General features: G+C 58.3%; 7 protein-coding genes. 4 read left to right on the forward strand and 3 right to left on the reverse strand.

Annotation, left to right across the window (positions count from 1 at the left end; all coding sequences use genetic code 11):
- Positions 1-114: 114 nt before the first annotated feature.
- Positions 115-1,944 (forward strand): BCCT family transporter, encoded by a 1,830-nt coding sequence (locus tag CJ187_RS04990; protein ID WP_102217108.1) that lies wholly within the window; start codon positions 115-117, stop codon positions 1,942-1,944.
- 197 nt (positions 1,945-2,141) lie between these two features.
- Here CJ187_RS04990 and CJ187_RS04995 read toward each other — a convergent pair whose 3' ends face one another.
- Positions 2,142-5,180 carry a UPF0182 family membrane protein gene (locus tag CJ187_RS04995; RefSeq protein WP_102217109.1) on the reverse strand — a complete coding sequence of 1,013 codons (3,039 nt, stop codon included), beginning with the start codon at positions 5,178-5,180 and terminating at the stop codon, positions 2,142-2,144.
- Between the two features lie 90 nt (positions 5,181-5,270).
- Here CJ187_RS04995 and CJ187_RS05000 point away from each other — a divergent pair, with 90 nt between their 5' ends.
- Positions 5,271-5,915 (forward strand): PPA1309 family protein, encoded by a 645-nt coding sequence (locus CJ187_RS05000; RefSeq protein WP_102217110.1) that lies wholly within the window; start codon positions 5,271-5,273, stop codon positions 5,913-5,915.
- Positions 5,916-5,995: 80 nt separating this feature from the next.
- On the opposite strand, the gene CJ187_RS05005 is transcribed toward CJ187_RS05000, so the two are convergent.
- On the reverse strand, positions 5,996-7,189 hold the full coding sequence (locus CJ187_RS05005; protein ID WP_233187408.1) for a YlbL family protein: 1,194 nt from the start codon (positions 7,187-7,189) through the stop codon (positions 5,996-5,998).
- A 61-nt stretch (positions 7,190-7,250) separates the two neighbouring features.
- On the opposite strand from CJ187_RS05005, the gene CJ187_RS05010 reads away from it, so the two are divergent.
- Both CJ187_RS05010 and CJ187_RS05015 read left to right on the forward strand, forming a co-directional pair.
- On the forward strand, positions 7,251-8,705 hold the full coding sequence (locus CJ187_RS05010; protein WP_158237759.1) for a zinc-dependent metalloprotease: 1,455 nt from the start codon (positions 7,251-7,253) through the stop codon (positions 8,703-8,705).
- 106 nt (positions 8,706-8,811) lie between these two features.
- Positions 8,812-9,771 (forward strand): hypothetical protein, encoded by a 960-nt coding sequence (locus CJ187_RS05015; protein WP_102217113.1) that lies wholly within the window; start codon positions 8,812-8,814, stop codon positions 9,769-9,771.
- Positions 9,772-9,862: 91 nt separating this feature from the next.
- On the opposite strand, the gene CJ187_RS05020 is transcribed toward CJ187_RS05015, so the two are convergent.
- Complete coding sequence (locus CJ187_RS05020) at positions 9,863-11,872, reverse strand: ATP-dependent helicase (protein WP_233187409.1); 2,010 nt, start codon at positions 11,870-11,872, stop codon at positions 9,863-9,865.
- Positions 11,873-11,974 lie beyond the last annotated feature (102 nt).

Consider the following 11,974-nt stretch of genomic DNA (forward strand, 5'->3'; position numbering starts at 1 on the left):
ACGTAACTGGTGAAACGCCTCATAAGGAACCAGGATTGAACCGGTAAAAGTGGAATACAAACGGGTTTTCAGAGAAAGTTAGAAGGTCCCTATAAGCAAAATGAAAGTAATATTATGTCGCTGTCTGAAGAAGACAAGACTATTTTAGCTAACGAGTTTGAACCCACCGAACAGGAAACCCAAGAGGCCGCAGAGATCATCGAAGCCTCAAAACGTAAGGTGGAGAATGAGATTCCAGAAGGCATCTCCAAACGCGTTTTCTATCCATCTGTAATTATCCTGGTGGCACTCGTCGCGCTCGCACTCATTATTCCAACGGGATTCAACACCGCAATCTCGTGGCTGTCGACCCACGTTATTAACAACCTTTCGTGGTACTACGTACTAGTCGCCACCGGTTTCGTCGGTTTCGCCGCAGTCCTGGCATTCTCCCGTTTCGGTGACATTAAGCTCGGGCGTGACGATGAGGAACCCGAATACTCCCGAGGCGCCTGGTTCTCAATGCTTTTCGCAGCAGGAATGGGAATCGGCCTCGTGTTCTACGGTGCCGGTGAGCCCCTATCGCACTTCGCTGCCCCACGCCCAGGCGTGACAGGCAGCCCCGCAATCTTGGCACGCGAAGCAGTTTCCGCAACTTACCTTCACTGGGGTTTGCACGCGTGGTCTATCTACGTGATCGTCGGACTAGCCATCGCCTACGCCCACTTCCGCCGCAACCGCCCCGTTTCCATCCGCTGGACCCTAGAACCAGTCATGGGCGAAAAACGAGTGCGGGGCACATTCGGTGACGTGATCGACACGGTCGCCTCCATCGGCACCATCCTCGGTATCGCCACCTCCCTAGGTTTTGGTGTGAACCAAGTGGCTGCGGGCATGGAATACCTGTGGGGTTTCAACGCAACCCGCACTGTGCTGGTGATCCTCGTGATCGTAATCTCCGGACTCGCCGCACTCTCCGTCGCCTCAGGCCTCGACAATGGGATTCGCCTGCTGTCGAACACCAACTTGATTCTCGCAGCACTACTCGCATTCTCAGTTGCCGCACTGGGCCCCACCGTGTTCATCCTCTCCGAATTCGTCCAAACGATAGGCATGTACCTGTCGAACTTCCTTGAAATGGCGTTCCAAACCCTCCCCTTCCAAGGCGTCGACGGCAGTACTTGGCTGACGTCCTGGACCACGTACTACTGGGGCTGGTGGATGTCCTGGTCCCCCTTCGTTGGTATCTTCATCGCCCGTATCTCCAAGGGCCGTACGATCCGCGAGTTCATAATCGGCGTTATCGCTGTGCCCACACTCGTCACGTTCCTGTGGTTCGCCGTAATGGGTGGCAACGCGCTCGCACAAGAACTGTTCAGCGGCAACTCCCTAATTGGCCCCGACGGCGTGGACATCAACACCGTCCTTTTCCACTCCTTTGAAGCACTCCCCGGGGCACCCATCCTGTCGGGCGTCGCCATGATCCTCGTGACCATCTTCTTCATCACCTCTTCCGACTCCGGCTCATACGTGCTGTCCATGCTTTCCACCGCCGGTAACCCGAACCCACCGCTGTACGTACGCCTCACCTGGGCGACCATGGCTGGTCTGGTTACCGCTACCCTGCTGGGCACCTCGGATTCTGAAACCGGTATGGCCGCTCTGCAATCCCTTGCGATCCTGTCGGCCCTTCCATTCAGCTTCGTAATGATCGGAATGTGCCAGGGCCTGTGGAAATCACTTTCTGCTGAACACAGGTTCCACGAGCGGCAAATGAAAGAACTGCGCCGCAAGATGCTGGTTGAAACCATTTCGGAACAAGTTACCCAAGACCTTGAGGACGGCGCTGGGCAGCAGCGAACCAAGTGGTCTTCTAGCCCAATTCCGATCGCTCCCGAAATCGTGAGTGTAATCCGCCGGCACCGCAAGCGGCGCAAAGGCGACGCCAACCACTCCAATAAGTAGCGCAACCGCACGGTTCAGATGATGGAAATGCTTCAAATATTGGAACCAGCTCAGATGATGAAAATGCTGAAGTAGAACTGATTAAACTCGAGGGGCGCATCCACAACCCGGATGCGCCCCTCATTTACTACCACTTTACTTCCTTGCCCCGCAGCTACCTAGAATAATGCAAGCCTGCGCGAGCGTAATCGAAGTGGTTATTCAGTTTTCTTCTCAGTGTTTTTCTTCGCGTCACCGTCAGCCTGCTGGCCTTCCTTCACACTCTTATCCGCCTGCATGGCTTCCGAAATGTGCTTTTGCAGTTCCGCCTGCTTCTTCCCGTAGGTCTGCCAGTCTCCGTTCTTGAGGGCTTCCTGGCCATCCTTAATGGCCTTATCCGCCGCCTCAAGAGCAGCAGCTAAACGCTGAGCATCCGACTTGCCCTCGCCTTTAGCTTCACCACCAGCGATGGCCTCACCACCTTCAGCACCGGTATTACCCGCCAGGTGAGCTGCGGAGTCACCCTTGAACGTAGCGTCCAAAGATTCCTCGAGCGAATCTGCGAATCCACGCGAATCACCAAACGACGTCAGTACTTTACCGAGCACCGGGTACTTGGTGGAACCCGTACCTTGCACATAAACCGGTTGCACGTACAACAAGCCACCACCAACAGGCAATGTCAGCAAGTTACCGAGAATAACTTCCGACCCCTCCTGGTTCAACAGGTTCAACGCCGGCCCAATCGTAGTATCCGAGTTGAAGTCGTTCTGCGCTTGCCCCGGCCCCGGTACCGTCGTCGAAGACGGTAGGGCCAACAGTCTGAGCTTGCCGTAACCCTCCCGGATCTTCCCAGGCTCGTTGCCCGTCTCAGAATCCACCGCTAAGAACCCAGACATGGGCTCGCGGTCAGCTTTACCACCGGGCACAAACACAGACGTTAGCGAGAACTCCGCGCTGTCCTGGTCCGGCATCTTCATCGTCAAATAATACGGCGGCTGAGCGGGAGCAACCCCCTCAGGGCCCTTCTTCGAAGTCGGGTTCTCTGCCAAACGCCACCGGTCACCACCAGTGTAGAAATCCTCCGCCTTCGTCACGTGGTACGCCGACAGCATCGAACGCTGCACCTTAAACAGGTCTTGCGGATAACGCATGTGGGCCATCAAATCACCCGAAATGTCCTCCAGCGGCTTAACCTGCCCGGGGAACGTTTTCATCCACGTCTTCAAAATCGGATCCTGCTTATCCCACTGGTACAGCTGAACCGAACCATCGTAAGCATCCACCACGGCCTTAACCGAGTTACGAATGTAGTTAATCTTGTCATTCGCCGCATACTGCTGCGTATTCGCCGTGGTCGCGTCGCGCGTTTCCTCATTCACATCCAAATGCTGCGAATACGGGAACTGGTTCGACGTCGTGTACCCATCCACAATCCACACCAGCCGCTTCGGCGTCTTCGGATTCCCATCCGTATCCACCACCGCCGGGTACGGCCGGCGATCCAACGTCAGGTACGGGGCAATCTTAGAAACCCGCAGCGCCGGATCACGATCGTACAGGATCTGCGACTTCGGGTTGATCTGCGAGGCAAACAGAATATTCGTCTCTTGGAACTTAATGGCGTACAAGATCTTGTTCAAAATCGAGCCCACATTCGGACCCCCATCACCCGAGAACGTGGTGGGCACCTGGTGTCCATCATGCTGCTCATCGGGGTAATCCAACTCCAACGGGTCGCTACCTTCGGGCGCCCCCACAATCGAATACTCCGGGGATTCAGGTGAGAAGTAGACTCGCTGCTCGTACTTGCCCATATCGCCAGAAGATGGGATCCCTTCTTCCCACCACTGTGGCTCACCACGCGGCCCAACGCGGTTACCGTACGCGGCAACCACCCCGTAACCATGCGTGAAAATCGTGTGGTGGTTAACCCAGTTCTGCTCCCGGTCATCCAACCCATCGAGGTTCAACTCCCGAACCGCAATCACGGTATCGCGCTTTTCACCGTCAATCTCGTAGCGGTCCACGTTCAGCATGTCCTCAAACGTGTAGTACGAACGCGACTGCTTCAACTGCCGCACGGCGGGCGAAATAATATCCGGGTCAATGAGGCGGATCTGCTGAGTAGACTCCGCGTCCCCACGCAACTGCCCCGGTTCCGTATCCGTCCGCGCCGCATACGTAGTGGAATCCACGTCATCAATCCCATACGCCTGCAACGTGGCGTCAATATTGCGCTGAATGTACGGAGCCTGCAACGCCCGTTCGTTCGGTTTCACCTTGAACTGCTGAATCAACGCAGGGTAAGCCATCCCAAACACCAGTGCGGACACAACCGTCACCGCAACTCCCGCGGCCGGCAGGTGCCACGTCCCCCGGAAAGCTGCCACCAAGAACAGCACCGCAACCAGCACGGACGTGACCGCAAGGATCGTCTGTGCCGGCAGTTGCGCATGCACATCCGTGAACATCGCGCCGTCGTTAGGCCGCCCCTCCGCCACCAGCAGAGCGTAGCGAGCCACCCAGTACCTCAACGCCACAATAAGCGACAAAATCGCAGCATTAATCCCCAGTTGCCGACGGGCCGGCACGGTCACCGAAAGTTTCGGCGTAAACGTAACTGCACCGTAGAGGTAATGCACAACTGCAACCGCAATCAAACTCACAACGAAGACGGTGGTGAGCAGCGACAGCAGCATCTGCACAATCGGCAAAGTGAACACGTAGAAAGAAAGGTCAAACCCGAACTGTGGATCTTTTTGTCCAAACGACGTGCCGTTAATAAACATGAGGATCCGACGCCAGTCAACCGCCAACCCAAGGCCGGTGAACAGGCCGATAACCAGGGGAATCCCCCAAAAGATCACGCGCCGAGCCGGTTCAATTACCTGCTGGTACTCGCGCAGTGACGCCCCCACCCCACCGCGGGTGGACTGGGGTCGTTTGCGATAAGCCCACGTCATATTCACACCCACGATCGTGGCAATACACGCCGTGGCCACCACCACAATCGCGGCTACTGATAACCATTTAGTCCACAGCACGCGCGCGGAACGGAGCTGGTTAAACCACAGCACTTCCGTCCCCAGCGTGGAAGCTAAATACAGTAGCCCCGCCACCACCGCGAGAATCAGCAGGGTGAGTCGCAGTGGCGTGAGCCCCTTGCGTTTACGGTTGCCACCACTGGGTTTACGCGGCCCAGAAGGTGGTCTCCCACCGGCTGGTGGACGTGGGAAAGACGAAAAAAATGTCACGTTAGACCTTTCTAACTTTGAGGTCTTGCACCTATACCGTTCTATTCTACCGATTGGCGCACCCAATGCTAAAGGGGTAACAATACGACCATGGACGATAATCAACTAGGTGCTTCGAGCCCCGAAGAGGGCCTGACAGTTGCCGTAACAGAAATTGAACGTTCCGCCGCGCAACTGGGATGGGACCGTGCCAGCACGGTTTACGCCCTGGTGCCGACCGGGGAACTACTTGAACTAGACGAACTCCCCGCAGACATGCGCAACCAGTTGGAGTCAACGTGGGATCACTCACCACACACGCTCACCGCCGTGATTCAAGAGGACCTGCCGGGAACGGATCTTGAAGAAACCCTCGCCCAACTAGGCTGGCCCGAATCCGTTTTGGGGGCCGCCGTGTGCACCGAGCGGGTAATGGTGCCACCTGAGGTGCAAGATTCCGCACCTGAGGACCCGCAGGAGGCCGTGGAGTATTTTGCGAACCACCCGGACCGCGACGAAGTGCGGATCGTCACCGGGGTGCTGCGTTCTGGGGAGAGCTGGTGTGCGGTACGCACCCGTTCGCACGATGAGGACGACGAAGTTGCCCAGGGCATGAACCTGGTGCCCGGCCTGGTAGACGCCCTACTCGCCACGTTCGCTCCCGCGCAGGCCCGGGACGTGCCTGCCGCCGGCGGGTGTGGCTGTGGTTCCGGCGGCGGTGGCTGCGGCTGCGGTTCGGGTGGCTGCGGCTGCTAGAACTACACCTCTAGGGAAGAACGATCCACGCTACGGCGAGCGCGACGCTGTACCTAGCTGCCTCGCCGCGAATCAGTTTCCTACCGGGCGCACTGCGGGTGACCCGCAACGTCACCGGTACGGATCTTAGCGACCGCATCCACAGCCTCATCCAACGTGGAAACAGGCCAAACTTGTAGGCCGTCCGGCACGTTCCCAACTACTTCATCGCAGTTGGATCGCGGCGCTAAAAACCATTGGGCACCATCGGCGCGGGACCCGTACATTTTCTGTACGATCCCGCCAATCGGCCCCACCTCACCCGCGTAGGAGATCGTGCCGGTACCAGCCACCACGTGGTCCCCCACCATTTTTCCGCCCGTCAACCGGTCAATGATGCCGAGGGCAAACATGGTCCCAGCGGAGGGGCCACCCACTTTTTCCAAATGAATCTTCACTGGGAACGGAAGTTTCACATCCGCCGTGAGGTACATGCCGAACTTTGAGCCCACAAAGTCGGACGGCACATTGTCGGGCTTATAAGTTTCAATCCGCACATCCTTAGTTTTTCCGTTTCGCAACACGTGCATAGTTACGGTTTGCCCGGGTTTTAGTTCGCGATTTAGTTGGAATGGCACGGACGCGCGGTTAACCGGGTGACGCACCCCATCTGGTGTGGTGATTGCTTGGAGCACGTCTCCGTCCTCCACTTTGCCCTCCGACTTGGTGCCCGCAACCGGCCCGCGGATGGTGATTTTTGCAGGCACGTCGTACCCCAGGTATTCCAGCGCTGCGGCTGCCGCTGTGGACTGGGAGTTCACCATCTGCGCTTTCGCTAGTTCTTCTACCTGCTGTTGCGTAATGTCGCTCGGGTAGATTTCGGAAACGGGGGTAACGGTTTCTTTGGGCGACAACCACCCCCACAGCACTTCCGCGGCCGTTACGTGCTGGCCGGGTCCGCCGTGTGAAGACACTGTCACCATGCGTAGTTGTCCATTTGATTTTGGCGCGACATTTTTAGTTTGCAGTTCGATCATGGGGACATTATCGCGTGAGGCGAGCACGTCGAACGTGGGGCCGGGCGATTCCACAACGTACGGCATGGGGATCGCAACCCCAAGGACGACAACGAGGAACACTATTGCCGTGGCGATGAGTGCGCCGCGCCACCTACGCAGAAACGATTGGCGTGGGGCTTGGTTGGGCAGGCGGTTAGCGGTTAGCGAATTTGCTGCGTCAGATTCGCCGGCAGTTCCCTCTGTTGAGGCTGATTGTAAAGGTTCTTCCGTGTGCACTCCCCTATTGTCGGACAGTTCTACTTCCCGCGCCAAGGTGCAACACGGTAGTTTAGAGGTTATGAGTGAAAATAAGCAGCCTGAATGGGAACAAATGCTCCGCGAACTGCTCGGTGACGCGGCAGCTGATGAACTGTTGGCGTCCATGCGGGCTCAGGGGATTGATCCGACACAGATGTCGGGCGCGGTTATCCCCACGGATCCGGCCCAGATGCAGCAGATGATGTCGCAGTTCAAGTACTTCATGAGCACCGACAGTGGCCCGGTTAACTGGAAGATGGCGCACGAGATTGCGCGGCAGAAAGCGTGGGGTGAAGGGGATCCACAAATCAACTCCGCACAAGGCGAGCAAGTGCGGCAGAGCTTACAGATCGCAGACTTGTGGTTGGATGCGGTAACCACCGTGGAGCCGACCAAGAGTGAGCGCCACGCGTGGCGGCGCAGCGATTGGTTGGATGAGTCGCTCGAGACCCTCAAGCAAATGGTGGAACCGGTGGCGTCAAATCTGGCGAACGCGCTGACGCAAACGTTGCACGATCAGATGGATCAAATGTCGAACGCGGGAATGGCGGATTTGCCTGAGGGACTGGCTTCTTTGATGGGCCAGGCTGGGCCGATGATTGAGAAAATGTCGGCAGCCGTGTTTGGTTCCCAAGTGGGGAAAGCGCTGGGTGAACTTTCGCACGCCGCGTTGGGCGCCACGGACGTGGGGGTGCCCGGCCGCAGCGGCTGCACGGCGCTGGTGGTTCCGAACGTGGATGGGTTCGCGGACGAGTTCGACATTCCAACCGATGAGGTCCGCCAGTTCCTCGCGCTGCGAGAAGATGCGCACGCGCGCCTGTTCGCTTCCGTCCCCTGGTTGCGCGTTGAAATCCTGGGGGCAGTGCGCAAATACGCCAGTGAGATCACGATTGATGAAGAAGCGATGCGGGACGCCGCTATGTCAGTTAACCCCACTAACCCCGATGAGTTAGAGATCGCGATGAGCACGAACCTGTTCGCCGGGCAGCGTTCGGATAAGCAGAACGAGGCGCTGGAGCACTTAGAGACCCTGCTGGCCCTCGTGGAAGGTTGGGTGGAAACCGTAACGCATGAGGCCGCGCGTCCGTACCTACCGCACGTGGACCAGTTGCGGGAGATTATGCGGCGGCGTCGCATTGACGGGTCCCCTGCGGAACAGATTCTGGGGGAACTAATCGGCCTGCAGATGCGCCCCCGCCAGGCGCGTAACGCAGCGATCTTGTGGCAGCACGTGGCCGAAAAGGAAGGGAAAGAAGCGCGGGATGCACTGTGGCAGCATCCGGATATGGCCCCGACTGCAAAAGACCTGGAGGAACCCACCGCGTTCTTGGATCGGCGCGAGCAGCGCAATGCGGAAGATCAAGAGATCGATGACGCGCTCAATCAGCTGCTGGAAGGCACATTGGGGTGGGCTGAGGGGCTGCAGCCCGGGCAGGATTCTGAGGGGGATGCGAAACAGGATCCGCATCCACCCAGCGATTCTGACGACGAGTAGTTTTCCACAGCTCTTGGGGAGCTCTTTTGGGCAGCGCGCAGATTTGGCACAGTAGAAGTTGTCTAACCAACCTGCGTAATCTGACTGTTTTACCTTAGGAGCCCACATGCAGTTGCGCCCCGGGATTCCCGTGTTTACCCGCCCCGATGGGGAAGTTCAATTTGGGATTAACTCTCGCCTTAACTTCACGGGATTAACCGAGAAGGAACGGGATATTCTGCTGGACTTGCGCACTGAACGCTCCCCCGCTGGGTTCGCTGCGCGCGCCAAACGGCTGGGAATTGATGCGGAACGTTTAGAATCGTTGCGCTCGCGCCTGCACAATGCTGGTTTGCTGCGCATTGATGAGGTACCGAGCCCGTCTGAGGAGGGCGCGCGTTTGCAACGCGACGTTGGCACAGACCGGGCCTTGGGGGCGCGATCTGCTTTTGCCGTGCAGTTATACCTACAGCCGTCGCAGTCAAGGCGCGAAACCGTTGCACTGCGTGGTTTTCTGGAGGGGTTGCGCTATGACTTACGCGCCGCTGGGATCGGGCAGGTGGGCCTGGAGATTCCCGGGTTCCCACTGAGTGCCCTGGGTGAACTTGCAGGTTCGTCAGACGCCCCTACCGAGACTGAACGAGAGCGCGGGGCGGCGAAGTGGGACCGGGTGTACGCGCCAGATTTTGTGATTGCCTTCTTCGCGCACGCGGCGTCTGCATGCAACTGGAAACCACCCGTGGTCCCCCACCTGTTGGTGGTCTTCCAATCGGAAGGCGTAGAAGTGGGCCCCCTGGTGGAGCCCGACCGCGGGCCCTGCTTGAAATGTATTGACGCTTACTGCACGTCGGTAGATTCCGCTTGGCCGCAGCTATTACTGCAAATTAGCGCGCAGCCATTCCCCAGTCCGGGAGCACAGTTAGAGGCAATCACCCGCATTGTAGTGACCCGCGCGTGCACGGACGCGATTGATGGTGGTGGGCTTGCCCCGGGGCAAGTTCGGTTTCTGCGTCGCGACCTGCTGTGGGAAGTATTCGCCTGGCCCGCTAACCCCGATTGCGAATGCGCCCAAACCCTAGTGTCCTAACGCCCCTGTCATAGTGTTCGGATCGATCCGGCCGGTCTTAGCGCTCCGGTTCAGCCGGACCATCCGGGTGTTCGGATAGATACGGCCGGTCTTAAGGTTCGGATTCGGCTGCGGTTTCGCGGATTACGGCGAGCACGTCACCACCGTACCGGTCTAGTTTCGTCGCCCCCACCCCTCGGACAGTTCCCAGTTGAGTCATGGTTTTCGGCTTCACAACCGCAATCTCGATCAGCACCTTGTCGGTGAACACCTTGAAGGCGGGCACGGACCGGATTTTAGCTACCATGAGGCGCCACTGCCGCAAAGCGTCAAACACGCGTTTCGCATCGGCGGGTAATTCTTCTATCTCTTCGCGTTTGCGTTGCCGCCGCGGTTTCGACCGCGTCTTAGTGTGCGCATTCGGCCACACGTGCTCCAAGAATCGGGACGGCTTCTGATTCGCAGCCCGCCCCTGGCCACGAGCCCGAGAGTAAGAAATCACCAGTTGGTCGCGGGCACGGGTGACACCCACGTAAAGCAGGCGCCGCTCCTCCTCAAGTGCATCCGCAGATTTGGCGTACGTAATTGGAATCAACCCCTCACACACCCCGGTTAGGAACACGTGATCCCATTCCAGCCCCTTCGCCGCATGAAGCGAACACAGCGTTACCGACGAAATCTGGGGGGCCGTCTGGGTCTGCTGCCGATCTTGCATTTCCGCTGCGAACTGCGTAAGCGACAGCTCTGCCCGATCGTGTGCCAAACTCACCAGGGCATCGAGGTTATCCCACTTCTCTCGCACCGCCCCGTGAGTCTGCGGCGGTTTCGCACTCCACCCCAGATCAGAGGCAATATCTTCCACAATCTGCACCACGGGCGCGTCTTCTGCATCACCGGTGGTGCGGGCAATTTGGCGCAGCAGCACAATTGCCTTCTTAATTTCGTCACGGTCAAAAAACTGTTTCCCACCGCGCAGTTGGAAAGGAACTTGCGCGTCCGCGAGCGCTTCCTCAAACGCTTCTGACTGCGCGTTTGTGCGAAACAGGATGGCGATGTCTTGAGCGGCCACCCCGGTTTCGAGGAGACCTTTGATCTGCCGGGCAACGCCGCGAGCTTCCGCGGTCACGTCGTCGAACGTGTTGAATGCCACGGCTTTGCCGGATTTTCGTTGAGACTCCAGTTTCACCGCCCCATCGGGCAGTGCGCCGCGCCGCCCCCGCAGCACAGAGTTCGCCATAGAGACAATCTGTGGCGTGGATCTGTAGTTACGGTAAAGTTCCACGCGGCGCGCGCCGGGATGGTCTTTTTCAAAGTGCACGAGGTACCTTGGACTCGCCCCAGTAAACGAGTAGATCGTTTGCGCGACGTCACCGACCACGCAGATGTCGTGGCGGCCTCCGAGCCACAGGTTCAACAGTTCGTGTTGAAGTTTAGATACGTCTTGGAACTCGTCGACCACAAAATGCTGATACTGTGCCCGGACGGTGCGGGCAGCCCATTCGCTATCTTGCAAGATTCCGACCATTAGCAGCAGGACGTCCTCAAAGTCAATAACTCCCTGCTCGTTTTTGGCGTCTTCGTACACGGTGAGCAGGTCCGCCACTGTCGTTGCATCCAGGTCGGCGGGTGGTTCCCGGCGGTGGCGGGTAAGCTGCTGTGCGTACTGGGCGGGGCTTATCATCGAGACTTTTGCCCATTCGATTTCCGCAGCAATGTCGCGCACCGATACTTTATCTACCCTTATCCCTAGGCGCGCTGCTGCAGACGCCACTATCTGAGCTTTGTGTTCCATTATCCTCGGAAGGTTCCCGCCAATGGTTTGGGGCCAGAAGTACCGAAGTTGCCGCAGCGCGGCGGAGTGGAACGTGCGGGCTTGCGCCCCACCCACTCCGAGTGTGCGCAGGCGAGCACGCATTTCGGTGGCGGCACGGGTGGTGAATGTGACCGCGAGGACGGAGTGGGGGTCGAACGCCCCGGTTGCAACGCCATAAGCCACGCGGTACGTGATCGCCCGGGTTTTCCCCGTGCCCGCGCCCGCGAGAACCGACAGGGGGCCAGTTACTTGCTGGGCCACCGCCCTTTGCTGATCGTCGAGGGCTTCCAGCAGCTGCTGTGCTTCCACTTCCACTCCTTTTCAAATGCTGCTCGAGCGATGGTGTTCAAAACTTAGCGCCAACCAATACTATGGCACGGCCCCTTGCACGGATGAGCATCGAGGTAGCGC

Source organism: Gleimia hominis (assembly GCF_002871945.2).
Taxonomy (GTDB): Bacteria; Actinomycetota; Actinomycetes; order Actinomycetales; family Actinomycetaceae; genus Gleimia; species Gleimia hominis_A.

Excerpts from the sequence above, each read along its gene's own strand:
- CJ187_RS05015 (WP_102217113.1), top strand. The coding sequence starts at position 8,812 with ATGCAGTTGCGCCCCGGGATTCCCGTGTTTACCCGCCCCGATGGGGAA.
- CJ187_RS05010 (WP_158237759.1), top strand. The coding sequence starts at position 7,251 with ATGAGTGAAAATAAGCAGCCTGAATGGGAACAAATGCTCCGCGAACTG.
- CJ187_RS04990 (WP_102217108.1), top strand. The coding sequence starts at position 115 with ATGTCGCTGTCTGAAGAAGACAAGACTATTTTAGCTAACGAGTTTGAA.
- CJ187_RS05000 (WP_102217110.1), top strand. The coding sequence starts at position 5,271 with ATGGACGATAATCAACTAGGTGCTTCGAGCCCCGAAGAGGGCCTGACA.